This window comes from Pseudomonas sp. S3_E10 (assembly GCF_054667615.1).
Genome location: NZ_CP162743.1, coordinates 779,334 through 804,534 on the forward strand (window position 1 = coordinate 779,334; position 25,201 = coordinate 804,534).

General features: G+C 59.0%; 23 protein-coding genes and 1 pseudogene. 12 read left to right on the forward strand and 12 right to left on the reverse strand.

All coding sequences use genetic code 11. The annotated features are described in order from the left end of the window. The first annotated feature begins 66 nt into the window (after nt 1-66). From AB4N98_RS03185 to AB4N98_RS03200, 4 genes are all read left to right on the forward strand, one after another. Entirely contained in the window at nt 67-4,740 is a 4,674-nt protein-coding gene (locus tag AB4N98_RS03185; RefSeq protein WP_460149242.1) for an RHS repeat-associated core domain-containing protein, read from the forward strand. Between the two features lie 3 nt (nt 4,741-4,743). Beyond that, the gene (locus tag AB4N98_RS03190) at nt 4,744-5,376 is read left to right on the forward strand and encodes a hypothetical protein (protein WP_135196982.1); all 633 of its coding nucleotides are present in this window, start codon (nt 4,744-4,746) and stop codon (nt 5,374-5,376) included. 89 nt (nt 5,377-5,465) lie between these two features. Next, complete coding sequence (locus AB4N98_RS03195) at nt 5,466-5,582, forward strand: hypothetical protein (RefSeq protein WP_460149561.1); 117 nt, start codon at nt 5,466-5,468, stop codon at nt 5,580-5,582. 204 nt (nt 5,583-5,786) lie between these two features. Continuing rightward, nucleotides 5,787-6,254 (forward strand): DUF6896 domain-containing protein, encoded by a 468-nt coding sequence (locus AB4N98_RS03200; RefSeq protein ID WP_175404163.1) that lies wholly within the window; start codon nt 5,787-5,789, stop codon nt 6,252-6,254. 215 nt (nt 6,255-6,469) lie between these two features. Here AB4N98_RS03200 and hemB read toward each other — a convergent pair whose 3' ends face one another. The 3 genes from hemB to AB4N98_RS03215 form a co-directional block, all read right to left on the reverse strand. Beyond that, nucleotides 6,470-7,444, reverse strand: a complete 975-nt coding sequence (gene hemB / locus AB4N98_RS03205) for a porphobilinogen synthase (RefSeq protein ID WP_460149245.1) — start codon at nt 7,442-7,444, stop codon at nt 6,470-6,472. 113 nt (nt 7,445-7,557) lie between these two features. Continuing rightward, nucleotides 7,558-8,400: a PhzF family phenazine biosynthesis protein gene (locus AB4N98_RS03210; protein ID WP_068931632.1), complete on the reverse strand. Its 843-nt coding sequence runs from the start codon at nt 8,398-8,400 to the stop codon at nt 7,558-7,560. A 3-nt stretch (nt 8,401-8,403) separates the two neighbouring features. Next, nucleotides 8,404-9,102, reverse strand: coding sequence for a glutathione S-transferase N-terminal domain-containing protein (locus AB4N98_RS03215; RefSeq protein WP_017526772.1), 699 nt, complete (start codon nt 9,100-9,102; stop codon nt 8,404-8,406). 251 nt (nt 9,103-9,353) lie between these two features. On the opposite strand from AB4N98_RS03215, the gene AB4N98_RS03220 reads away from it, so the two are divergent. Continuing rightward, nucleotides 9,354-10,055 carry a hypothetical protein gene (locus AB4N98_RS03220; RefSeq protein ID WP_017526771.1) on the forward strand — a complete coding sequence of 234 codons (702 nt, stop codon included), beginning with the start codon at nt 9,354-9,356 and terminating at the stop codon, nt 10,053-10,055. Between the two features lie 44 nt (nt 10,056-10,099). Then, the gene (locus AB4N98_RS03225; protein WP_068931631.1) at nt 10,100-11,155 is read left to right on the forward strand and encodes a permease; all 1,056 of its coding nucleotides are present in this window, start codon (nt 10,100-10,102) and stop codon (nt 11,153-11,155) included. On the opposite strand, the gene mnmH is transcribed toward AB4N98_RS03225, so the two are convergent. From mnmH to AB4N98_RS03245, 4 genes are all read right to left on the reverse strand, one after another. Beyond that, a complete protein-coding gene (gene mnmH, locus AB4N98_RS03230; protein WP_460149248.1) occupies nt 11,145-12,248 on the reverse strand; it encodes a tRNA 2-selenouridine(34) synthase MnmH in 1,104 nt (367 codons plus the stop codon). The genes AB4N98_RS03225 and mnmH overlap by 11 nt on opposite strands. Beyond that, nucleotides 12,245-13,279 carry a selenide, water dikinase SelD gene (gene selD, locus AB4N98_RS03235; protein WP_017526768.1) on the reverse strand — a complete coding sequence of 345 codons (1,035 nt, stop codon included), beginning with the start codon at nt 13,277-13,279 and terminating at the stop codon, nt 12,245-12,247. Before selD ends, mnmH begins: the two co-directional genes overlap by 4 nt. A gap of 94 nt (nt 13,280-13,373) precedes the next feature. Beyond that, the gene (locus tag AB4N98_RS03240) at nt 13,374-14,123 is read right to left on the reverse strand and encodes a TerC family protein (RefSeq protein ID WP_017526767.1); all 750 of its coding nucleotides are present in this window, start codon (nt 14,121-14,123) and stop codon (nt 13,374-13,376) included. A gap of 28 nt (nt 14,124-14,151) precedes the next feature. Continuing rightward, nucleotides 14,152-14,403 carry a hypothetical protein gene (locus AB4N98_RS03245; protein ID WP_017526766.1) on the reverse strand — a complete coding sequence of 84 codons (252 nt, stop codon included), beginning with the start codon at nt 14,401-14,403 and terminating at the stop codon, nt 14,152-14,154. A gap of 134 nt (nt 14,404-14,537) precedes the next feature. On the opposite strand from AB4N98_RS03245, the gene nhaR reads away from it, so the two are divergent. Next, a complete protein-coding gene (gene nhaR, locus AB4N98_RS03250; protein WP_017526765.1) occupies nt 14,538-15,440 on the forward strand; it encodes a transcriptional activator NhaR in 903 nt (300 codons plus the stop codon). Between the two features lie 4 nt (nt 15,441-15,444). Here nhaR and AB4N98_RS03255 read toward each other — a convergent pair. Beyond that, nucleotides 15,445-15,804: pseudogene (locus tag AB4N98_RS03255) on the reverse strand (MFS transporter); the annotation flags it as partial. Nucleotides 15,805-15,944: 140 nt separating this feature from the next. Between AB4N98_RS03255 and sstT the strand changes: the two are divergent. Then, a complete protein-coding gene (gene sstT, locus AB4N98_RS03260) occupies nt 15,945-17,165 on the forward strand; it encodes a serine/threonine transporter SstT (protein ID WP_065876544.1) in 1,221 nt (406 codons plus the stop codon). A gap of 69 nt (nt 17,166-17,234) precedes the next feature. Here the strand turns inward: sstT and AB4N98_RS03265 are convergent, their stop codons facing one another. After that, nucleotides 17,235-19,916, reverse strand: coding sequence for a hypothetical protein (locus AB4N98_RS03265; protein WP_223271492.1), 2,682 nt, complete (start codon nt 19,914-19,916; stop codon nt 17,235-17,237). A 708-nt stretch (nt 19,917-20,624) separates the two neighbouring features. Next, nucleotides 20,625-21,134: a DUF1993 domain-containing protein gene (locus AB4N98_RS03270; protein WP_065876542.1), complete on the reverse strand. Its 510-nt coding sequence runs from the start codon at nt 21,132-21,134 to the stop codon at nt 20,625-20,627. Nucleotides 21,135-21,251: 117 nt separating this feature from the next. On the opposite strand from AB4N98_RS03270, the gene AB4N98_RS03275 reads away from it, so the two are divergent. After that, complete coding sequence (locus tag AB4N98_RS03275; protein WP_065876541.1) at nt 21,252-21,899, forward strand: YceH family protein; 648 nt, start codon at nt 21,252-21,254, stop codon at nt 21,897-21,899. Between the two features lie 125 nt (nt 21,900-22,024). On the opposite strand, the gene AB4N98_RS03280 is transcribed toward AB4N98_RS03275, so the two are convergent. Further along, entirely contained in the window at nt 22,025-22,843 is an 819-nt protein-coding gene (locus AB4N98_RS03280; RefSeq protein ID WP_065876540.1) for a shikimate 5-dehydrogenase, read from the reverse strand. Between the two features lie 156 nt (nt 22,844-22,999). On the opposite strand from AB4N98_RS03280, the gene AB4N98_RS03285 reads away from it, so the two are divergent. The 3 genes from AB4N98_RS03285 to AB4N98_RS03295 all read left to right on the forward strand — a co-directional run bounded on the left by AB4N98_RS03285 (nt 23,000) and on the right by AB4N98_RS03295 (nt 24,058). After that, nucleotides 23,000-23,356, forward strand: a complete 357-nt coding sequence (locus AB4N98_RS03285; protein WP_017526758.1) for a hypothetical protein — start codon at nt 23,000-23,002, stop codon at nt 23,354-23,356. A gap of 233 nt (nt 23,357-23,589) precedes the next feature. Continuing rightward, nucleotides 23,590-23,784, forward strand: a complete 195-nt coding sequence (locus AB4N98_RS03290) for a hypothetical protein (RefSeq protein WP_003173044.1) — start codon at nt 23,590-23,592, stop codon at nt 23,782-23,784. A gap of 91 nt (nt 23,785-23,875) precedes the next feature. Further along, nucleotides 23,876-24,058 (forward strand): hypothetical protein, encoded by a 183-nt coding sequence (locus AB4N98_RS03295; RefSeq protein ID WP_017526757.1) that lies wholly within the window; start codon nt 23,876-23,878, stop codon nt 24,056-24,058. A gap of 3 nt (nt 24,059-24,061) precedes the next feature. Here the strand turns inward: AB4N98_RS03295 and AB4N98_RS03300 are convergent, their stop codons facing one another. Continuing rightward, a complete protein-coding gene (locus AB4N98_RS03300) occupies nt 24,062-25,129 on the reverse strand; it encodes an AI-2E family transporter (protein ID WP_460149253.1) in 1,068 nt (355 codons plus the stop codon). Between the last annotated feature and the right edge of the window lie 72 nt (nt 25,130-25,201).

A 25,201-nucleotide genomic window follows, 5' to 3' on the forward strand; every position in this document is an offset into this window, starting at 1 on the left:
TGATCATTCAGTGCGAGGGACCGCCATGTACCTATCCGTTAATGCCCTGCCCACCAGGGCTGCCTCTTGATTCCGGTTATTGCCAGCTTCGTTCTGGCGCCCATGGATGCCGACGCGCCGGATGTTGAACGCGTCCTGCGTGACTTGCGTAATTGCCTGAACACCTTCGACGACTGGACCGAAAGCGTCTGGAGTGGCTCGGCGCTTGAGGTGGAGCAGGTTTTCAAAGTCGGCGAAGAGGTTGCGTTGATCGCGCCGGTCTCTTCCAGAAAACCCAGCACAGTGGTCGCCACGTGTGATGCTCAGGGGTCGATGACCCTGGTGCATCTGTTTGAAAGCACGCGCTTCGTGCCTATCGGCAACACGCCGGTAATGCTGCAGGCCATCGCCCGGGATGGCAGCCCGACGGGACCGCCCATCCATCGAACCATCGGCCCCGGCGGCACGCTTGAAATCCAGGAATGTACCCGCGACCAACAATACCAAATTACGTTTTATCCCGACGTTTCCACGGATCACGTCAAGGCGCTGTATGCCTCCTATCAATCGGTGATCGCCGGGCTGGAAACGGGCCTGCGCGATGAGTGGGCGAAGACCTTCAAGCCCCAGTGGGACGAGTTTGCCGACGCCCCGTCTTTGCAACGCAGCGCAATGCAAGGCGCGGCGTTTTCCAGCGGTTTGGCTCAGGCGCTCTACAACCTGTGGGACAACATCACGCAGGTGTATGAGCTGTTATCGGATCTACAGGCCAACAGCGAAAAGTTGTTGGCGTACATCTCTCAGGCCGACCTCGATGAACTGCTGACGCTCGGCAGCGACGCCATTGCCCACGCGTTGCTGGTGCTGAGTGATGAGCCGCTGTTGTTCATTTTTATCTCGGCGATGGTCAGCTGGATACGCCTGCTGCCGCCGCCGCAGATGTTCGAATTGCTCGGCGAGATCACCGGCGAGGTCTTGATCAATCTACTGCTGATGTGGGCGACGGCAGGCACGGGCGTGACGCTGCGCCTGGGTGCTCAGGCGCTGGGGGCCATCAAGTCCGCACGGGTGCGGGGGTTGTTGGAGCTGCTGGCCAGGCACCTTGTGAGGCCAGGGTTGGAACCGCATGTCGCAGCGGCCAGGCCATTACTGCTGGGCAGTGCGGCGACGCCGATCAAGACGATTCCGGTGGCGTCGTTGAAGGCTGGGGAACACGTGGTTTCGAACCCTGTTCCGTTGGTTCGTAACAAGTCCCAGCGGACGGTATTGGTTCGGCAGGAGTCTGTCGATGATGTGCCGGTCGTGGCTACGAATCCCAAGGGTGACGCGGCGACTTCGGCGGACAAAACAGCGACCAATGGCTGCCCGGTGTCGATGGTCACTGGGGAGGAATTGCTCACCCTCACCGATGGTGTTTTGGACGGGATATTGCCGTTTGAGTGGACCCGTTTGTACCGCACCAGCGCGGTGGAAGTGGATGTTGGGCTGGGGTTTGGCTGGAGTCATTCGCTGGCGCAGCGGCTTTCTGTTTCGGGCGATTCGGTGGTGTGGACCGACCATGAAAACCGTACTGTTTCGTTTCCACTGCCGACCGAGGCGCGACCGGCGATCACCAACAGCCTGGCTGAAGCGGCGATCTATTTGGGGGCTTCGCCGGATGAGTTAGTGCTGGCCCAGGCCTCGCGGTTTTATCACTTTCGTGACGGGGTGCTGGTCTCGATCAGCGATGCGTATGACAACCGCCTGCGGATTTCGCGGGATGTGGTGGGGCGTATTGCACGGTTGGATAACGGCGTGGGGCGCTCGCTGTGTTTGCGCTATGAACTGGGCCGCATGGTGGCGGTGGATTACCAGGTTCAGCGGGCCAAGGGGTACGAGCCTTACGAATGGATCACGGAACAGAGCGTTGTTTCCTACGCCTATGACGACGCCGGACGACTGGTTTCGGCGACCAACGCCGTCGGCGAAAGCGAGGTTTATCGGTACGACGAGCAGCACGTCATTCTGGAGCGTGGACTGGCCGGTGGGGCGAGCTTCTTTTGGGAGTGGGAACGCTCCGGCAAGGCGGCACGCTGTGTCCGGCACTGGGCCAGTTTTTCGCAGATGGACACGCGGTATGCCTGGGGTGAGGACGGCCGCGTGGTCGTGCAGAACGCCGATGGCAGTCAGGAAGTGTACGTCCACGATGACCGCGCACGGCTGGTGCAGCGCATTGATCCGGACGGCGCTCAGCACTTCAAATCCTACGATGACAAGGGTCGACTGACGGTCGAGCAGGATCCGCTCGGGGCGGTGACGGCGTATCAGTACGACGATGCCGGACGCTTGGTGGCGGTGTTTCCGGGGGATGACGCGCCGACGTCCTACGAGCATGACAACGGCTTCGTACGGGTGGTGCGGCGTGGTGAGGCGGTTTGGAAGTACGAGCGTAACGATCAGGGCGACGTAACGCGTAGGACCGATCCCGATGGTGAGGTGACGGACTACAGCTACAACAAATACGGGCAACTGACGGGGGTTTGGTATCCCGACCACAGTTGTCATCGCCTGGTGTGGAATGAACGCGGTCAGCTCCTTGAAGAGCAACTGCCCAATGGCGACACCAAGCGCTATCGCTACGATGATCTGGGCCGCCAGATTGCCCGCGAGGATGAACAGGGCGCGCTGACCGGGTATCAATGGGACAGCGTTGGTCGGTTAACGCGTGTTGTACTGCCGGGCGGCGCAACCCGCGAATACAGCTACAACCCCTACGGAAAAATCACCGCCGAACGCGACGAACGCGGCCACGTCACCCGCTACGAATACGCCGATGGCCTGCACCTGATCAGCCGCCGCCTCAACGCCGATGGCAGCCAGGTCAACTACCGCTACGACAACGCCCGACTGCTGCTCACCGAAATCGAAAACGAAGTCGGCGAAACCTACCGGCTCAACTACCACCCCAACGGCCTGATCCAGCAGGAAATCGGCTTCGACGGCCAGCGCACCGCCTACGTCTACGACCTTAACGGCAACCTTCAGGAAAAAACCGAACACGGCGACGATAGCAGTCAGCTAGTTACCGTTTACCAGCGCGATCACGCCGGCCGCCTTGTACGAAAAACCCTGCCCGACGGCAATACCGTTGATTACGCCTACGACCGCCAAGGCAACCTCCTCAGCGTCGACGACGGCCACTGGGCGCTGGCCTACGAGTACGACACACAAAACCGCCTGACCGCCGAGCATCAAGGCTGGGGCACCTTGCGTTATGGCTACGACGTCTGCGGTCAACTGCAACACCTGCGCTTGCCGGACAACAATCGACTGACCTTCAACCATGCCAAAGGCGGCCAACTCGCCACCGTTGAGTTGAACGGCACACTGCTGACTTCCCACCTTTTCAAAGCCGGCCAAGAGCACCAACGCCAACAAGGTCAACTGCTCAGCCACTACCACTACGACGACCAGCACCGCCTGCACGCCCACAGCGTCACGCAGCAGGAAAACCACCTCTACCAACGCCACTACGACTACGACAAAGCCGGCAACCTCACTCGCCTGAACGACACCCGCAAAGGCGAACACCACTACCGCTACGACCCACTAGGCCGCCTCACCCGCGCCGACCACTCGCAGGACCTGCAGGAACGTTTCGGCCACAACCCGGCCGGCAACCTGCTGATGCACGACCGTCCCGGCCCGGACATCGTGGCGGGCAACCGCCTGATGATCCAGGGCGACCGGCATTACGACTATGACGCCTTCGGCAACCTCATCCGCGAACGGCGCGGCCGCGGGCATGCGTTAGTCACCGAGTACCGCTACGACTGCCAGCACCGGCTGATCGGCATTACCCAGCCCAACGGCCAAACCGCCAGCTACCGCTATGACCCGTTTGGGCGGCGCATCAGCAAAACCGTCGATGGCATAACGACCGAGTTTTTCTGGCAAGGCGACAAACTGATCGCCGAACACCATGCGGATCGGCATCGCAGTTTTATCTATGAACCGGACAGCTTTCGGCCGCTGGCGCTGCTGGAAGGCTTCGGCCCAGACGAAACCCAGCCCTACCACTACCAACTCGACCACCTCGGCACGCCCCAGGAACTCACCACTCCAGACGGCGAAATCGTCTGGTCCGCCCACTACCGCGCCTACGGCCAAATCAGCCGTCTCGACGTAAAAAAAGTCGACAACCCGCTGCGTTTCCAAGGCCAATACTTCGATTCGGAAAGCGGACTGCACTACAACCGCCATCGCTACTACAGTCCGGACATTGGTCGCTACCTGACGCCAGATCCGGTGAAGCTGGCGGGTGGGATCAACGCCTACCAGTACGTGCCCAATCCTACGGGGTGGGTGGACCCGCTAGGGTTGAGCAGGTGTCCGGGGGAGGATGGATGTAAACCCAAAAAACGCTCAGAAAATCCGGCGGAAAACGTTAAAGTCAATGAGGGTGACGCTGAGATACCCAAAGGCTTTGATACCAATCTTTCTAGAAATGGAGCTCTTAAAAGGGCAAAAAAAATTGGAGGTGTACCTAAGACTCAGCATCCCGAACGTGTTTACCGAGAGATCATCACTGACCAAGATCGCTACATTCAAGGAAGGGTTTACGAATTCAAATTACTTTATAGAGATGTAGAAATTCGTGAACATTCGTTAGGTCATGAAAAAGGCAATCATGCTCCACACTTCAATACCGAGGTAACCGTAGAGGGTGTAAAAGTTCCGTTAGACATCGGCACTGACTCTCATACGTATTTTAAAAGGTGATCAATGGACACAGTCTTCATACACAAAACCGGTATACACCCCTGGGCCTACCCACATCCAACAGAAGACCAAGGGTATGTCACGATCACATTTCTCAATCAAGACTTTGAAAGCGTATGGAAAACTTGGCTCGCCCTCGCACTAGTATTGAAACATGAGTGGCCAGTAATACTCACTTGGTACACCACAAGAGCTCCCAAATACAGCAAGACACAGGAGTACCTAGCGTTAAAGCGCTTTGCGAAAAGCTCAGCACTCAAAGACATATTCAGAAAAAATGAAGAAACCTCAATTTATTCAGGAGTTGAGCATCTAAACACCAATCCAGAACATATAGATCCAAAAAAGTTAAAGACATATCGTAGCCATGTAACCTTAATGGCAAAACAAGACTACCAAGTAGAGCTATTGTGGCAGCGACTAAGTCATTTAAAATACATCTCCACTACTGACGACTTGAAATTAATATTGGCAGATGAAGAAAATTTGGCATTCAGGTTTTATGACACTGAAACACATGGCGTCGCTCAAGTCATATGTCACTCTATACATGCACCCAGACTAGAACATGCGATCAGCACCTTAAACATTGAGGAAATCTCCCATACAGGGGTGTACGAATACATTCACAGCTAACCTCACCCAAACATTCAGCGTCAACATCGGATAAAGATATTCTTGCAAATAAGGTAAGCACCCCCTAGTCAAACGGTAAAATAGTTGAAATTCGCGAACATTCCTTAGGTCATAAAAAAGGCAATCACGGCCCACACTTCAATACCAAAGCAATCGTCGATGACAAAAAATCGCCACTCACAATTGGCGATGACTTCCCCACATAATCGCACAGCTCATATGTCATGGCGAACATGCAAACAACATCATCGAAAAACTCTTTAAATATAGAGAGAATCAAAAAAAGATGTGTACGACTATCTCCACAGCTAGACAAAAACAGATTAAATAAATTAACACTGAAACCTCTATGAAAACCGTTAATAGGCAAAGTATCAATAAGAGAGCCCTTTCCAACAGAACCGTGCGAATTGAAAATAACAAACAAAGCGACAGAAAAATATACCCAGCCCACCACCTACCAAGACGATGAAAACCCAGACCCTAGAAAACTTGATAACCGAGTATTTAGCGCAAGTAAAAAAGCGACAGATTTACTTGAGCAATCATTTGGAACAAAAAACATTCTCAGGCTATGGCGCTCAAAGAAGATCCCGCAACGAGGCTCAGTCACGGACGACGTAACTTACGAGCTGCATGGGATTGGTTGCAGTGTTTATCTATCTGAAATATGTGTCAACTTTGATTACGGCCCAGATGAACGGATCGATGGTTTCGACTCTTGGAGGTTATATATGTACGCTTGCGAAGTGCCGAGCAAGTATAAGAAATACACTCATAAAGAGTCTCTAGAACTTGAGTTCAGCGAGTACCTGAAAAAAGGCAAAGCCAAAAAAATTACTGGATCCCTGTCCAACTTGTACTTCATGCAACCTTGACTGCTTGGTCTGTCCCAGGGACAGGTCGCCAATCACTTATCCCCACCTCCCTCCAACACCAGACACCACGGCGAATAAAACCACGGCGCCAGTCAGGGCAAAGCGATTCTTCAGATAGACCGGCGGTCAGTAGTGGGGCTGCTACGCAGCCCAACGCGAGCAAGCTCGCTCACCACAAAAGCTCGCTCGCTGAACCACAGGGTTTCGCAAAGGCTTTAGATCCCCGCCAACGCCAAATCCAGCGCAAAGTAGGTAAAAATCAAATCCGCACCCGCCCGTTTGATCGAGCCCAGGGTCTCGCGAACCACGCGGTCCTCATCAATCGCCCCCGCCTGGGCGCCGAACTTGATCATCGCGTATTCACCGCTTACCTGATATGCCGCCACCGGCAGGCGTGAGGCTTCGCGGATGTCGCGGATGATGTCCAGATAGGCACCGGCCGGTTTGACCATCAGGGCGTCCGCGCCTTCCTGTTCGTCGAGCAGCGATTCGCGCACGGCTTCGCGGCGGTTCATCGGGTTCATCTGGTAGCTTTTGCGGTCGCCCTTGAGTGCGCTGCCGCCGGCTTCGCGGAAGGGGCCGTAGAGGGCCGACGCGAATTTGGTCGAGTAGGCCATGATCGGGATGTGGGTGAAACCGGCGTCGTCCAAGGCGCGGCGGATGGCCTGGACCTGGCCGTCCATGGCGGCAGACGGTGCGATCACGTCGGCACCGGCACGGGCGGCGGCCACGGCTTGTTTGCCGAGGTTGATCAGGGTCAAATCGTTGTCGACATGGGCGCCGTGCATGACGCCGCAGTGGCCGTGGTCGGTGTATTCGCAAAAACAGGTATCGGACATCACGATCATTTCCGGCACGGAGTCCTTGATGATCGAGGACATGCGCGACACCAGCCCGCGTTCTTTCCAGGTGTCGCTGCCGTTGGCGTCCAGGTGGTGGGACACGCCAAAGGTCATCACCGACTTGATGCCGGCGCGGGCATAGCGCTCGATCTCGCCGGCCAGTTTTTTCTCAGGGATGCGCTGCACGCCCGGCATGCTGGTGATCGGCACGAAGTCGTCGATTTCTTCTTCGACGAAAATCGGCAGCACCAGGTCGTTGAGGGTGAACTCGGTTTCCTGGAACAAACCACGCAGCTCCGGAGAGCGGCGCAGGCGGCGTGGGCGGGCTTGGGGGAACTGGCTGGTCATGGTTTTCCTGGGCAAGACAAAAAACTGTGGGCAAAAGCTTATGCCCCAGCCCCCCGTAGCACAAACGCCCAGGGGCCAACAGTGTATTGCGCGGCCCGTAATAATTCATTGATCTAGAGCTGTAGACGCCCTTCAATACACACCGCGACGGCACCACCGACCCAGATATTTTCGCCTTGGCGTTCAATGCGAATACGCCCCGCGCGCCCCAATACCGTGCCTTGGCTGACCACATAGTGCTCAGGCGCCAGTTCCTCACCCAGCAGCCATTGCGCAACGCCGGCATTCAGGCTACCGGTGGCGGGGTCTTCCGGAGCGCCGTCACCGGCGATAAACCCGCGCACTTCAAATTGCGCGTCCACGTCGTCGTGCGCCGGGTTGCAAGGGCCGATCACGCCTACCGCAAGGCCGAGCAATCGGGCGTAGTCAGGTTGCACGTCGAGTACCGCCTGGCGATCGGCCAGCATCACCGCCAGCCAACCAGCGCCGTTGTCCACCCATTGGCTGCGCACGATTGCCTGCGGCGCAAGGTTCAGCCCCTGGCGCACGCGCTCCAGCACGTCGTCTTGCACCGGGCCTGAGCGCAACAAGGGCGGCGCAATAAACGCCAGCTCGTCGCCTTGACGGCGGATATGCACCAGGCCGACTTCGCACTCCTGGATGATGACTTCGCCTTTGGGCACGCCGCCCGCTTTCAGCCACGCGTGGCAACTGCCCAGTGTCGGATGCCCGGCGAAGGGCAGTTCCTGCACAGTGGTGAAAATTCTTACCCGATAGTCAGCCCTTGGATCGCGCGGTGTCAGCAAAAACGTGGTTTCGCTGAGGTTGGTCCAATTGGCGAAGTCGGCCATCTGCTGGTCGCTGAGGCTGTCCGCCCCAAGCACCACCGCCAGCGGGTTGCCTTTGAGCGGTACGCTGCTGAAGACATCCAGTTGCTTGAAATCGAAGGTCGGCATGCTTCAGCTCGGAATATTCAGGCCACGGATCACCGCCGGTCGAGCGATAAACCCATCCAGCGCGCGCAGTACATTGGGGAAGTCGGCGATGCCCACCAGATCGCCCGATTCGTAGAAGCCGATCAGGTTGCGGATCCAGGGGAAAGTGGCGATATCGGCGATGCTGTAGTCATCGCCCATGATCCAGGTGCGCCCCAGCAGACGTTTTTCCAGCACTTGCAGCAGGCGGCGCGATTCGGCGGCGTAGCGGTCGCGCGGGCGTTTGTCTTCGTAGGCTTTGCCGGCAAATTTGTTGAAGAACCCCAGTTGGCCAAACATCGGACCGATGCCGCCCATCTGGAACATCAGCCACTGAATCGTTTCATAACGTGTCGCCGGATCTTCGGAGAGCAACTGGCTGGTTTTCTCGGCCAGGTAGATCAGGATCGCGCCGGACTCAAACAGCGCCAGCGGCCGGCCGGACGGGCCATTGGGGTCGATGATCGCGGGAATTTTGTTGTTGGGGTTCAGGGACAGAAACTCGGGGGACAACTGGTCCTGCGTGTCGAAGCTGACCTTGTGCGCCTCATAAGGCAGGCCCAATTCTTCAAGCATGATCGAAACCTTGACGCCGTTGGGCGTGGGCAGCGAGTACAGCTGCAGGCGCTCAGGGTGTTGGGCAGGCCATTTGCTGTGGATCGGAAAGTCAGCGAGTGAGTTCATCGGGCGGTCCCTGGGGCAGAAAGTACCCATCATAGTCATCTGGACGCTGTCCTGCATGGGTCATCAATACGCAATATCCGCTGGCTATTATCCCGCGAGGGCGAACCAATACGCCCTCGCGCACTCTTAAGAGCGCTCACGGTGAATGGAGGCACCTCGCTATTTCGACAGGGAACACCGCAAGACGCCCCCGGCGTCATCGGGGCCAGGCTTGTCCGCCTTAACGTGACGCACGAAGACTCGAACCGACCATGAAGATCAAGCCTCTGCGCCTTGTGCAACGCCTTAGCCACTACGCCTACATCATGCTGCCGCTGCTGCTGGTCAGCGGCGCCATGGTCGCCGCCCTCGACGCCCGTGAAAGCCGCGCCCAGCCCGTGGACGGCGTGCAAACCCTGGTATTCCTGCGCCACGGTGAAAAACCCGCCGGCGGCCTGGGCCAGCTCAATTGCCAGGGCCTGAACCGCGCAATGAACCTGGCGACGGTATTGCCGGAAAAATTCGGCAAGGCCGATTTCGTTTTCGCCGCCAACCCGACGCGCAATGTCGAGGAAGGTGAGCTGGACAACTCCTACAGCTACATTCGCCCCTTGATGACCATCAGCCCCAGCGCCATCAAGTTGGGCCTGCCGGTGAATATCAAGTTCTCGGCAAACGACACCAGCGACCTGGCTGATGAACTGGTCGAAGACAAATATCACAATGCCACCATCTACACGGCCTGGTCACACGGCTATCTGCCGGAGTTGATCAACAAAGTGGCAAGTGAAGCCTCCGGTGAAAAACACACCATCACCGACGACTGGTCCGGCAGCGACTACGACACCTTGTATGTACTGACACTGACCTGGCACAACGGCAAGGCCTCGCTGCTGAGCCGCAACTACAAACAAGGCTTGAACGACGGCGAACAGACCTGCCCGGAACCTACACAGGTGAGTGCTGACAGCTGAGAGCGTATGATGCGCCGCTATTGACTCATCTACGGATCATCACCATGTCCAACCCTGCCTCCATCCAGCCCGCCCGGGGCTGGTCATTCTGGTGCAAACCCGCGCTGTTCCTGCTGGTCGCCTGCGTCGGCCTCTACTACGTGAAATGGTCGCCCTACTACTTCAAAGCGTTTGTGGCGGCGGATAACCACAGCATCGGCGCCTCGATTCTCAATGATCAGCAAAGTTCGCCCCTGGCGGCGGCGCTGGCCTACGCCCAGGTTTACTTCCTGGCGATCTGGAAAGCGGCTGTGCTGGCGGTAATCCTCGGTTCCTTGCTGCAAGTGCTGATCCCCCGCGACTGGCTGCTGCGCCTGTTCGGCCGTGCCGGGCTGGGCTCGACCGTGCGTGGCGGGCTGTTCGCCTTGCCGGGCATGATGTGCAGTTGCTGCGCGGCACCGGTGGCGGCGGGCATGCGGCGCCAACAGGTCTCGGTGGGTGCGGCGCTGGCGTTCTGGATCGCCAACCCGGTGCTCAATCCGGCCACCCTGGTGTTCATGGGCTTTGTGCTGGGCTGGGGCTTTACCGCGTTGCGGCTGGTGGCGGGCATCGTGCTGGTGGTGGGCGTTTCGCTGGTGGCGCAGCGCATCGCACGCCCGGACCAAGTGCCGGAAGCGGCGCTGGATGCTGTGGCCGAAGTCAGCGCCGCAGAGTCCAAACCGTTCCTGACCCGCTGGTTGCGCACGCTGTGGCAACTGTTCTGGAGCACCATCCCTATCTACATCCTCGCGGTGCTGGTGCTGGGCGCGGCGCGGGTGTGGTTGTTCCCCCACGTGGACGGGGCCATGGCCAACAGCCTGGTATGGCTGGTGCCGCTGGCGATTGTCGGCACGCTGTTTGTGATTCCTACAGCAGCCGAGATCCCTATCGTACAAACCATGATGACCCTGGGCATGGGCGCCGGCCCGGCCGTGGCCTTGCTGATGACCCTGCCGAGCGTGAGCCTGCCGTCACTGCTGATGCTGCGCAAGGATTTCGATGCGCGGGTACTGGTGACGGTGGCCGGGTTGACCATGCTGGTGGGGGTGGTATGTGGGCTGATCGGCGCCGCTATCCTTTAATCAAGGCGCGCTCGCGCAGGTAAGCAATCACGGCGCCCTGCTCTCCCGCAAACTCGATACGTGCGCCTTTGCTTTCGCGCTGGAAGGCGTACATCGGGTCGTAGTACTCGCGCAATAACCCTTCGATCCAGCCGCGATGCAGCTCCACGGCGCCGCTGCGCGCCTGTTCCGCCAGGGCGTCCTGCATGATCGCGTGCAACCGCTGGAAGCGTTCGCCGCCCAAACGCTTGTGGATATTGGCCAAGCTCTGGGTCAGGCGTTCGGCAAACAACGCGTAGCCGTTTTCGCCAAACACCGCGATAAACTCGGCGCACAGGTTGATCACATAATCGCGCAGGATGCGCTCGACGCGCCCTTCAACGCTGTCTTCCAGCCATACCATCGCAAAGCCCTGCATGCCCTTGTGCAGTGGCAATGGCAGAGCGCAGCTGCCGATCATGCGGCTCTCGTCCTCGACCACGAAGCGTTCGATACCCGCCGCGCGTTTTTTCAGCAGGTCCACTGCCAGGCGGTTTTCGAAGTCGATGTTGGACGGCTGCGTCGTGGCACGCTTGCCGAAGCTGGAACCGCGATGGTTGGCGTGGCCTTCCAGGTCCAAGGCGTTGTTCAACTGGGTGAGCACCTCGGTCTTGCCGGTGCCGGTCAAACCGCCCAGCAATACGAAGTCACACTGGGCCGTAGCCTGCTCGATGGTCTCCACCAGGAACGTACGCATGGCCTTGTAGCCACCGCCGACGCGCGGGTAGTCGATGCCGGCTTCGGTTTTCAGCCATTGCTGCACGATCTGCGAACGCAGCCCGCCGCGAAAGCAATACAGGTACCCGTTGGGGTTGGCCTGGGCAAACTGCGCCCACTGCTCGATACGTTCAGCCTTAGTGGCACCGGATACCAACTGATGCCCAAGCACGATGGCCGCTTGCTGGCCCTGTTGCTTGTAGCAGGTGCCGACCCGCCGACGCTCGTCATCGGTCATCAGCGGCAGGTTGACCACGCCGGGGAACGCGCCCTTGGTGAACTCGACCGGCGCGCGGGTATCCATCATCGGCCGGTCGTTGAGGAAGATGTCGCGGTAATCGGTGATGTCAGCCATCAAGCCACCTCTACCGCGTTGCTCTGTCGCTCAACCAGTACGCCAATCGGCTCCAGGCTCAGGCCCAGTTCGGCGGCCACCGCCTGGAATTGCGCGTCGCCCTCCGGGGTGACGGCGATCAACAGGCCGCCGCTGGTCTGAGGGTCGCACAGCACACGTTTGTGCAACTCCTGCAAACGCCCCAGTTTGCTGGCGTAGCTGTCGAAGTTGCGCAAGGTGCCACCGGGTACGCAGCCTTGTTCCAGGTAGTACTCGACCCCTGGCAGGCGTGGGACTCTTTCATACTCGATACGCGCAGTCAGGCCGCTGCCGTCAGCCATTTCTACCAGGTGGCCCAACAGGCCGAAGCCGGTGACGTCGGTCATCGCGGTCACGCCAGGCAGTTTGCCGAAGCGGCTGCCCGGGGTGTTGAGGGTGCACATCCAGTCACGCGCCAGGCCGATATCCGCCTCGCGCAACTTGCCCTTCTTTTCGGCGGTGGTGAGGATGCCGATGCCCAAGGGCTTGGTCAGGTAAAGCTTGCAGCCTGCAGTGGCGGTGTCGTTGCGCTTCATATGGCGCTTTTGCACGATGCCGGTCACGGCCAGGCCGAAGATCGGCTCCGGCGTGTCGATCGAATGCCCGCCCGCCAGGGGGATACCGGCGGCGTCGCACACCGCGCGACCGCCACGGATCACTTCCCGGGCGATTTGCGGCGCCAGTACGTTCACTGGCCAGCCAAGAATGGCGATGGCCATCAAGGGGTCACCGCCCATGGCATAGATGTCGCTGATGGCGTTGGTGGCGGCGATACGGCCGAAATCGAAGGGATCATCGACAATCGGCATGAAAAAGTCGGTGGTGGAGACCACGCCGCGCTCGTCGTCGATGGCGTATACCGCTGCATCGTCGCGCGAAGCGTTGCCGACCCACAGGTTGGGATCAAGGTTCTGGGCGCCGCTGCCGGCGAGGATCACTTCCAGGACCTGTGGCGAAATCTTGCAGCCACATCCCGCGCCGTGGCTGTACTGGGTAAGGCGAATCGGCTCGTTCATGGTGGACCTCAAGCTATCAAGTGCGCCGATTCTACCAGACAGCAAAAAGCCGGCTGGGCTCTTGTGAGCACAGCCGGCCTGTTTGTTTCAGCGGTTACTGGCGGGCAGCGAGCAAACGCTTGTGGCGGTTGCGCCGTGCAATGTTCAAGCACTCGATGGCCGCCGAGAAGGCCATGGCCGCATACACATAGCCTTTAGGCACATGGGCTCCGAAGCCTTCGGCGATCAGCGTCATGCCGATCATGATCAGGAAGCCCAGGGCCAGCATCACCACGGTCGGGTTGTCGTTGATGAACTTGGCCAACGGTTCAGCCGCCACCAGCATCACGATCACCGAGGTCACCACGGCAATGATCATGATCGGCAAGTGTTCGGTCATGCCTACCGCCGTGATGATGCTGTCGATGGAGAACACCAGGTCGAGCAGCAGGATCTGCCCGATGGCCGCCGCGAAACCGATGGCCACGGTGTTACCCACTGTGGCTTTCTCTTCGGGCTCCGGGTCCATGCTGTGATGGATTTCGGTGGTGGCCTTCCATACCAGGAACAAGCCGCCGGCGATCAGGATCATGTCCTTCCACGAGAACGCTTGGCCGAACACTTCAAACACCGGCGCCGTCAGTTGCACGATAAACGCGATGGTGCTCAACAGACCCAGGCGCAATATCAACGCCATGCTGATACCGATGCGCCGTGCCTTGGCCCGGTGCTGCTCGGGCAATTTGTTGGTGAGAATCGAGATAAAGATCAGGTTATCGATGCCCAGCACGATTTCCATGACGATCAAGGTAGCCAGTGCAACCCAGGCGGTCGGGCTGGCGGCCAGTTGTAAAAGGTAATCCATGGTTCAGTCCTGACGTTGTGCTGGGAAATTAGGCTTCTTTGCTGTTCGATTCAGACGCTTGTTCTTGCTGATCGTCCTTTTTTTGCGGCGTGATCAAGCCTTGCGTCGCTTCACTCAATGCCTGCTCGGCGGCCTTGTGGGTGTCATCGATGGCTTGCTTGGCCGACTCAGTGGCTTTGCCCAGCACCTGTTGCGCACTTTTCTCGACCTGGTCGCAACCGCTGGTCATCACCAATGAAAGCGCAAGCAACGACGCCGCGCCCAGGGAATTGAGTGTCATGTTGTATTCCTCGTTAGAACCATTGGGTCCAAATAGTGGCCCCGCGATAGCGAGGCATTCTATGCAGGCGAACACTTCAGGAAAATTCGTATTTTTTTCGCTTATACTTCGGTTTTTACGAAGTGACCGCACCCATGCTCAATTACCGACAGTTGCATTACTTCTGGGTTGTGGCCAAGACCGGCAGCATCGTGCGCGCCTGTGAGCAACTGAACCTCACACCCCAGACCATCAGCGGGCAAATCAGCCTGCTGGAGCAAACCTTCGGTATCGCGCTGTTTCAACGGGTCGGCCGCCAGCTTGAACTCACCGAAGCCGGGCGCCAGGCCCTGCCCTACGCCGAGCAGATGTTCCAGACCGGCAATGAGTTGGAAGCCATGCTGCGCGCGCAACCCAATGAACAGCAGATTGTGTTTCGCGTCGGCGTCGCGGATGTGGTGCCCAAGTCCATCGTTTACCGGCTGATCGCACCGACCATGGAGTTGAGCGAGCCGATCCGTATCACCTGTCGCGAAGACAAACTCGAACGGTTATTGGCCGACCTGGCGATCCAGCGCCTGGACCTGGTGATTTCCGACAGCCCCATGCCAACGCACCTGGACATCAAGGGCTACAGCCAGAAGCTGGGCGAATGCGGCATCAGTTTTTTCGCCACCCAGGCACTGGCTGACCGCCATCGCGGCGATTTCCCACAATGCCTGCAAGGCGCGCCGTTGCTGATCCCTGGCGCAGAGACCGTGGTACGCAGCCGTTTGCAGCGCTGGTTCGCCGAGCAGCAGATCCAACCGAAAATCATCGGTGAATTCGACGACAGCGCCCTGATGCAAGCGTTTGGCCAATCCGGCAGCGGGATTTTTATCGCCCCCAGCGTGATCGCCGATGAGGTTGTGCGCCAGTACGGCGTGGCGTTGATCGGCCAGACCGATGCAGTCACCGAGTCGTTCTACGCGATCTCGGTGGAGCGCAAGGTCAAGCATCCCGGCATTGTGGCGATTACCGAGGGCGCACGGCGCGAGTTGTTTACCGCCCTGCCCTGACCGGTCAGGCGCTGGACGCGACCGGTTGTCTGGCAGTCATCAACCATAGCGCCAGCAGGATCGACACCAGGATAAACCCGGATGCGGCAAACCCCAGGCTGCCCAGGCCAAAAGTGTCGATCACATGCCCGCCGACCAACGCCCCCAGACCAATGCCCAGGTTGCCCCCGGCAATGCTCAGCGACGCGGCAAAGGCCGGGGCATGGGGCGCGGCCTTCATCAGTCGCACATGGCTGACCAGAAACATCGCGGCCTGGGTCACGCCCCACACGGCCATTGCCGCCGCCAGGCCGGCGCTGGAGTGAATCGCCGGCACCAGCGCCACCATGCCCGCGATCATGAACCCGCAGAACACCATGGACGCAGCCCGGCCTGGGCGCGGGTGACCGAATGCCGCACAGGTCGGGCCGTTAGCAGCGGCATGCTAGACTCCGCGCCCTGTTTCTTACAGAACATTCCGCCCGTACTGCTGCGTCCTATTAAAAAAACTAGAGACAACTGTTTATGACTGCTGCCCCCACCCTGTTACAACGACTGATGCGCGTCAGCCTGGTCACCCAAATCGTCATCGGCCTGATCGCCGGGATTCTGCTGGCCCTGCTCCTGCCCGAGGCCGCCAGGGCTACCGGTTTTATTGGCAAGGTGTTTGTTACGGCGTTGAAAGCTGTGGCGCCGATCCTGGTGTTTGTGTTGGTGATGGCGTCGATTGCCAACCATAAGCACGGCCAGGAAACCCATATCAAACCGATTCTGTTCCTGTACTTGCTAGGCACCTTTGCCGCAGCCGTCGTGGCGGTGGTTGCCAGCATGTGGTTTCCGTCGTCGCTGGTACTCGCCAGCCATGACGTCACCGTCAGCGCGCCGGGCGGCATCGGCGAGGTGCTGCAAAGCCTGCTGCTGAGCGTGGTGGACAACCCGGTGAGCGCACTGATGAACGCCAACTTCATCGGCATCCTGGCCTGGGCCATCGGTATGGGCATCGCCATTCGCCATGCGGGCGCTGCCACCCGCACCGTGCTGGACGATTTGTCCAACGGCGTGACCCTGATCGTACGTGTGGTGATCCGCTTTGCGCCGCTGGGTATCTTCGGCCTGGTCGCGTCGACCCTGGCCACCTCCGGCTTCGGCGCGCTGCTCGGCTACGCGCACCTGCTGGTGGTACTGATCGGTTGCATGCTGTTCGTGGCACTGGTGGTCAACCCGGCGATCGTGTTCTGGAAGCTGCGTCGCAATCCCTACCCACTGGTGCTGATGTGCCTGCGTGAAAGCGGTATTACCGCGTTCTTCACCCGCAGTTCGGCGGCGAACATCCCGGTGAACCTGGCCTTGAGCAAGCGCCTGGGCCTGCATGAAGACACTTATTCAGTGTCGATTCCACTGGGGGCCACCATCAACATGGCCGGGGCCGCGATCACCATCACGGTATTGACGCTGGCGGCCGTGCACACCCTGGGCATCAACGTTGACCTGCCCACCGCCGTGCTGCTGAGTGTGGTCGCCGCCGTTTGTGCCTGCGGCGCCTCGGGCGTGGCCGGCGGCTCGCTGCTGCTGATCCCCCTGGCCTGCAGCCTGTTCGGTATTCCAAGTGAAATCGCCATGCAGGTCGTGGCTGTCGGTTTCATCATCGGTGTGTTGCAGGATTCTGCGGAAACCGCACTCAACTCCTCCACCGACGTGCTGTTCACCGCTGCCGCGTGCCTGGGCAAGGAAGAACAACCGGCCTGAATAATCCCCCGATAAAAGCCCGGTACGTTCCCGCCAAGAAACGACCGGGCGTTTTGGTTTTACGGGCCGTCAGGCACTGGAACTTTCAACGCGAAACCCCTCAAGCGGCACGCCATACCTTTTCTTGCTTTTAGGATCGTATGCGAACCACTTACCCAGCACCTCGTCAAATTTTGCGGTGATTTTTGATGTATCGCCGAGGGTGTAGGTGCCTACCGCAATACCCTCCTGTTTATCCTGATAAGCCCGATTTACACCGCGGTTGGTGGAGACTGCCTTCCAAGAAAAAGTGCCTTTGCCCAGCAATGACTGATGCAGTGGCAACCCCCTGCTGACAATTGCCTTGCCTCCCGCAAACGGATTGGCCGCACTGACGGCTGCGCGTGCCAGTATGCCGCCGGCCTTTTTCACCTGGCCCCCCAGGCCTGCAATTTTACCGGCGGCGAAATAGCCACCTAACGCAAAGCCAAAAACGTCGAAGCCCAAAAATGCGAGCCCGCCGCTGACGTCGCCTTTTTGGAAACGATCGATGGCCGATGCAAAAGGCACCAAGGCTCGGGTGACTGCCTGGATTTTTTCAAACTCCGTCACTTCACTGTCAAAGGTGGTAAAGCCCCTCGCCGCCTTGACCAGCTCATTGCGCTCGCCTGGTTTGAAGAGGTTATTGAGGACCGTATCAGCAATATATTGGGTCCTTGCAGAGTTGAAGGTCTGCACGAGCGCTGGAGATTCGTCCCGCGCTTTGCGTTGCTCAGCCTCAGCCCCCTGCGCCTTGATTTCCCGTATCGACTTGTTGCGCCCCAAATGCACCCACTCACCTTGTCGGCCTGGCTTAAGATCGGGCGACAGATCCGTTCGCTTACGCACAAACCCTTGCTGGGGATTCACCTCGTACACGGTTTTACGCCCTTGGTAGGTTGTCACGAACAGGAGCGAGCGGTTGTCGTCGGGCTGCCGACTCTCGTAGGAAAACTGTTCGACCCGGTTTGCAAAGTGGCTGGTACGCGTCACATCTTCTTCGGCATAGACACTCAATTCACCGTATTCCAAGGCTTTCTTATCATCCTCAGGCAGTAGCGACATTAAATGTTTGATCGCAACGTCCGCGCCCCCCTTAAGCCCGGCGTAGTAATCCGTGACGTTTTTTTCGAACACTTCGTTAATCGGCGCAAGACGGTAGAACGCCTCTGAAATTTGCTCAAAAGGGACGGTTGAGTCCTGCGAATACCAGCGTGTGTGTTTGGGCCTGTCGAGATAGAGGTCCAGCATCGAATAAGGTCCGAGCAAATCCCGTTCCCTCTCAGCAGGCATCAGTACTTTTTTTTCGAAGTCTATGTCGCCGTAGGCCTTGAAGTGCGCCTTTAGAGTTGCGAGCGCCAACTCTTTTCGGGTGGCTAACTGCTTACGGGACGCTTGCGAGGCTTTTTTCAACGTATCGAAGCGCTCACCGGCCAGGGCACTGGCACGTTCGATCTCTTCGGCCGAGTAATTATTGTCAGGCCGCTTCTCGATGGCACCGTCCGCCACCGCCCAATGGATCAACCCCTCCCGCCCAGCCAATGCCTCGACGTTTTTTTCTTCGGCAGAAATCGGACCAAGGTCGTCCTTGAGCAATTGCTCGTAGGATTTACCTGCCGTGGAGCCGGGGGCACGGTATTCGGCCTTGGCGACAATAGACTTCAGGCTGACCCAGGCAGGCGAGCCATAAGACACGTCATCCGGAATATCCTTGACCAGTAATTCGGGCGCATGGTGTGACAACAGCAGGTAGGCGGCAACCGGAGCATTTTTGCCGTAAGACCGACGCAGATGTTCAGTCAGACCATGAGCGACCACAGACAGTGGCTTACCCCAATGCTCACGTTGCGACAGGTCGAACCCAGCCAGCCTGTTCTTTTCTTCCGGGTGCCAGAACGCCTGCGGATTCAAGCCGATCTGCAAAGCGGAGAGCGCCCACTCCTGCGCGCTGCCAGCCCCCTGAAACTGGGCTCGCAGCGCTTCACCCAGCGCCTGTGCGGCGGGGGTTTTCAACAGTTTCGTTATCGCATCGCGCGGATTTTGCAGATCCGCCTCGGACCAGTTGACGGTTTGACTCAGAAACCCGAACGCCGTTTGGCTCAACTTCAGCGACTTGAACTCGGGCAATTCAAATGTGTTGTAGTTAACCGCGTCGTAAATTCGCTGCTGTTGTGCCCGATCAAGCGGAATGGGCCACGACAACCCGCCGCCCAGATCACCGTGCGGCGGTCGGGAGACCTGACGACGGAACAGCACTTGGCCCATGTTTTTAAGTTCGGCCAGATCGACGGGGCGATCCCAACCTTGCCCCTCCATGAATTGTAAAAGGCTCACGGACTGCCCCGCCTTCGGCTGGTTATCCACGTGAAACCCGGAACGCGGGTCCAGCTTGAACGGTTGATTTCGCAAAAAAGTCGCCAACCCCTCTGCATGGTCGTAGGGCGCGCGGCTTCGGCGCGAGTGAATAATCGCCTGCTCATCGAGATAGGCCGGTGCCTTGACTATCGCCGCCACCAACGCATCCCTGAACCTGAGCAGGTCGCGTTTATCGGCAATAAGGCTTTTATGGGCGTTGAGTGCCTGTTCGGACCTCGCTTCTCCCGCACCCGCGGTCGCAAATCCGCCGTGCTGTTGCAGTTGCTGAGCACGCTGACCATCTTTGAGCGGGTCGTCGTGGAACGTTTCGCCATAGAACTGCGCCACCATGGAAACCGGCACACTGTCGGCATACACGGCCTTGCGCGTAATCCCGTTGGGCGCCAAAGCGTGAGCGGCAGTCAGAATCGCTTGGGATACCTGCGCCCACCCCGAGTCGTCATCGAGAGAGAACCTGCATTGCTCGCCGTTTTTATTCCACGCCTGCAGCTCCCCCGGTTGAGGGACGGAGCGTCACCAAGGATAGGTGAAGTCCGTTCGCGTTAAACCATGTCAAAAAGTCTTTGTCTTCTAACGCCGCACGTAATTGCGCGCGCCACTGGCCGAAGCTGGAGTTAAGCGCAATGTCCGTGATGTCCCCAGCGCGCCAAGGAGGCAGTGTGCTTTCTTCGAGGGCCTTTGCGTATTTGGCCGCCAATTCACTGTTGCCCTGATCGCGTAATGAGGACCGATGGGCGCCCGCCTGCGTCGATGAGCCGTCTTGCGCCACCTCGCGCCGGCTGCGCGTCTTTGGCTCAAGTGGGTTATTCGGGGCTGGTTGCGGTAGGACACAAGCTTGCGAAGGTGCGGCAGCGGGCGCCGACTGGAGGGTATTTATCATTAAGCCTTTCGCCTCTAAAGCGTTAGATGAGTGAAGTGGGTACCTCCCTTGAGTGTGTCCGCTGACGCATCGGTTGCCCGCAATTGTGTAACGCCCTGCGAACAGCAGCAGGTCAAACACCCGCACACAAAAAAGCCCGGAATCGCCCATTCAAGGGCGGTTCCGGGCTTTTTCAGCGCCTGGGTTTAGAAAGCGCCCATGTAATCACGCTTGCCCACTTCCACGCCATTGTGACGCAGCAAGGCGTAGGTGGTAGTGACATGGAAGAAGAACTGCGGCAGGCCGTAGGTCAGCAGGTAGGATTGGCCGCTGAAGCGCTTCTCTTTAGGCGTGCCCTGGCGGGTGATGATCTCGATGCCTTCCTTGCCGTCGATCTGTGCTGGCGTGATGGTATCGACGAATGCCAGGACCTTGGCGATCAGCGCTTGCAGCTCGGCGAAGGTCACTTCGTTGTCTTCGTATTTCGGCACTTCGATTTCAGCCAGGCGGGCGGATACGCCCTTGGCGAAGTCGACGGCGATCTGCACCTGGCGCACCAGCGGGAACATGTCGGGGAACAGGCGCGCCTGCAGCAAGGCATTAGGCTCGATGTTTTTGGCGCCCGCGTGGGCTTCGGCTTTGTTCAGCACATCGCTCAGGGCGTTGAGCATCTGCTTGAAGACTGGGACGGAGGCGGCGTACAGGGAAATAGTCATGACAGTCTCATCGGTAATGGCAGGGTAGGAACCAGCGGCGATTATAGCCATGCCTGCCGCTTGTCTTTTATTTTTTCAGGATTAGGCTAGTGGGCTTCACAGCATAGGGAACGCGCGATGACCGCCGAGCACGACACCGACACCCCTGAGCCGCGCCTGAACAGCACGGAAATCCGCGTCCTGGGCTGCCTGATCGAAAAACAGGCGACCCATCCGGAAACCTACCCCCTGACCCTTAACGCGCTGGTACTGGCCTGCAACCAGAAAACCAGCCGCGAGCCGGTGATGAACCTCAGCCAAGGCCAGGTTGGCCAAAGCCTGCGTGTACTCGAAGGCCAAGGCTTTACCCGCCTGGTGATGGGCAGCCGCGCCGATCGCTGGGAACATCGCGTGGACAAGGCACTGGAGCTGGTGCCGGCGCAGGTCATCCTGATTGGGCTGCTGTTTTTGCGCGGCCCGCAGACCGTCAACGAGCTGCTGACCCGCAGCGGGCGCATGCATGATTTCGAAGATGCCGAGCAAGTGGTTCATCAGCTCGAACGCCTGATCGCGCGCGGGCTGGCGCTGCTGGTACCGCGCCAGGCGGGGCAGCGGGAAGACCGCTACACCCATGCGCTGGGCGACCCGGCGGATATCGAGGCGATTATCGCGGCGCGAGCAAGCCCGGTGGAGCGCGGGGCTGGAGTGTCTGTGGACCGGATTGAAGAACTGGAAGCACGCATTGCGGCGCTGGAAGAACGCCTGGCGCAGTTGGAACAGGCGTAATACAGGCAAAATGGGCGGTGCGACGATTCGAATTGCTCCGATAGCGGTGTTTCAGACATATGAGCATTGACTGACCCTCTGCTATCGGGAGCAAGCCCCCTCCCACATTTGATCACCAGTGCCCTTCAGCTTCGGGCAAATGCCACGGCTTTTTCGAACTGTGCCTGGGTTGGTCGCACACCGGTGTAAAGCACAAACTGCTCCAGCGCCTGGATCGCAATCACTTCCAGCCCGGTAATCACCCGCTTGCCCTTGGCCCGCCCCCGCACAATCAACGGTGTTTCGGCGGGGATTGCCACCACATCGAACACTGTTTCGGCTTTATCGATAGCATCGGCCTCGAACGCCAACGCATCGGCCTCAGGCCCACCGGTCATGCCAATCGGTGTCACGTTGACCAACATCCGTGGGCGCAACCCGCCAAGGTCGGCCTGCCATTCATACCCCAGGTTCTGCGCCAATCGGCGCCCCGCCGCCTCGTTGCGCGCCACGATCACACCGTTGGCATAACCGCCGTCACGCAAGGCACTGGCCACGGCCTTGGCCATGCCGCCGCTGCCGCGCAGGGCGAAGGTCGAGTCCTTGGGCACCGCATGCGTCTTGAGCAGTTGCTCGACCGCAATGTAGTCCGTGTTATAGGCCTTGAGGTGGCCGTTGGTGTTGACGATGGTGTTCAGTGAGTCAATCGCTTGAACCGAAGCGTCGAGTTCGTCCACTAAGGCAATGGCAGCCTCTTTGAACGGCATGGACACCCCGCAACCCCGAACCCCCAAAGCCCGGATACCGCCGATCGCGCCGGGCAAATCCTGGCTGCTGAAGGCCTTATAGTAAAAATTCAGACCCAGCTGTTCATACAGGTGGTTATGAAATCGCAGGCCGAAATTGCCAGGGCGGGCGGACAGCGACATGCACAGTTGGGTGTCCTTGTTGGGGTGCATCTGCATGGAAAACTCCTTTGAGTAAGCAAATCGGTACAGACCTTACACAACCTTTACTTAGCGGCTGTGCTGTTTTTCAGAAATACGTTGTCTTAAAAGTATCCCCGCGACGTTACTTGAGTCTATTGACTGCAGACCACAAGCGCAGGGGCTAATCGAGGAATGACCATGAATCGTAAAATCCCCAAGATCGCCTTGCTTATCGGTGCACTCGCCATGGCAGGCCAAGCCTCCGCCCACGGCGGTGGATGGGCGGGTCCGGCCGCCTTGGGTGCGTTGGTCGGCGCCGCCGTGGTGGGCTCCGTGGTTGCCAGCCAACCTCGTGAGGTGTACGTGCAACAGCCCGTGTATGTACAACCGCAGCCGGTGTACGCCGCGCCACCGCCGGTGTACTACGCCCCGCCACCACCGGTGTATGTACAACAGCAGGTCTATTACCGCCCGGCGCCGGTTTATTACGGCCCGCCACATGGCTACTACTATGGCCCTCCTCACGGCTACTACCGTCGCGGCTGGTAAACCCCTGGTGTCACGTGCGAAACAGGCCTCGCCCCCGTGCGAGGCCTTTTTTTGCGCGCAAAGTCCGGATTTATCGCGTCAAGGTCGCTATAAGGACAATGGTGCCGACGCCAATCCCACAGGATAAGGCCCAAAGTCTACTTGCTCGACAGGGGCCAGCGCTGTCATGTTTGTGTCACGCCGCACTCCCACTATCGATCCTGTCCACTCAATAACAACAAGGACGACTGACCATGCCCACACAAAACCCGCACCGCACCGCTGGCCTCTGCACGTCCAGCAAGGTTTACAGCGCACTCACCGAACTCAAGCACTTGGAAGGCCACCGCAGCGCGAAATTCCTGGCGTTGCTGGCAGAAAACCTGGTGCGCAAGGGCCTGCTCAACGAGCAGGAAGTGGTGAGCATGCTCGATCAGGTGGTCGACTGACACGTTGCGTTGATGTCGACTATCGAGCCAGGTGATTTTTCCTTGGCCGCCTGGCCTCGTAAGGTGACCTCCATAGCGATTGGAGGTATCTATGCCCACTGTTCAAATCATGTCTGTCATCGGCAGCGCCGTCCCCGCCCCGCTTCGCGCGTTGGGAGTGCTTGCCTGCTGGTACCTGGTAAGCGACGGCGAGGCCATCAGTGGCCCCCTCACGTCGCTGTCCGCCGCCGAAAAACAGCTGCAGCAAGCGTCGAGCTTCAGGCTTGACGCCTGAGACTCAAGGCAGTGGCAGCTTGACCCGCGGCTTGCTTTCGACAAACAGCGCCCAACTGGACATGAACAGCGCCGCCACCAGCGGCCCGATCACGAACCCGTTGAGGCCGAACACCGATAAACCGCCCAGGGTCGAGATAAGGATCAAGTAGTCCGGCATCTTGGTGTCTTTGCCCACCAGGATCGGACGCAGCACGCTATCCACCAGCCCGATCACAAACACGCCAAACAGGCCCAGCACCACGCCCTGCCAGATCGAACCGCTGAGCAGGAAGTACGCGGCCACCGGCCCCCACACCAGCCCAGCCCCCACCGCCGGCAGCAGCGACAGAAACGCCATCAACACCGCCCAGAGCAACGCGCTGGGAATGTCCAGGAACCAGAAGATCAAACCGCCCAGCGCGCCCTGGGTCACGGCTACCAGCACGTTGCCCTTGACCGTGGCGCGCACTACCCGGTTGAACTTGAGCTGTAGACGACGCTTCTGTGGTTCGGCCAGCGGTACCGCCGTGCGCACTTTGCGCACCAGTTCCGGGCCGTCGCGCAGCAGGAAGAACAGCAAATACAGCATGATGAAAAAGCTCACCAGGAAATCAAACGTCCCCTGGCCGAAGCTGAACGCCTGGGTGGCAAAGAACTGGCTGCCCTGCATCGCGCTCTTGACGATCTTCTCACGCAGCCCTTCCAGGTTGCCCATGCCAAAGCGGTCCAGCAGATGCTGGAAGTACGGCGGCAGAAAGTGCTTGAACTGCTCGATATAACCGGCCACGTCGAGCTTGCCGCTCTCGATGTTCTTGTAGAGCGCCGCGCCCTCTTGCACCAGCAAGGCGCTGGTGATGATCACCGGCAGAATCGCAATCACCAGGCACACCATCAAGGTGGTCAGGGACAACAGGTTGCGGTTCCAGCCGAGGCGTTGCTGCAGGCGGCGCTGCATCGGCGCAAAGATGATGCCCAGGATCACCGCCCAGAACACCGCGCCGTAAAACGGCAGCAATATCCAGATAAACGCGATAGTCACCAGGACCAGCAACAACAGCAGGGTCTTGAATTGCAGAGTGGTTTGATTCATGTCCGGTCCATGTCAGAAAGCTCGGCGCGCGTGCGCCCTGCTGCTTAGTCCGTTGCAAATCCTGTGAGTGCC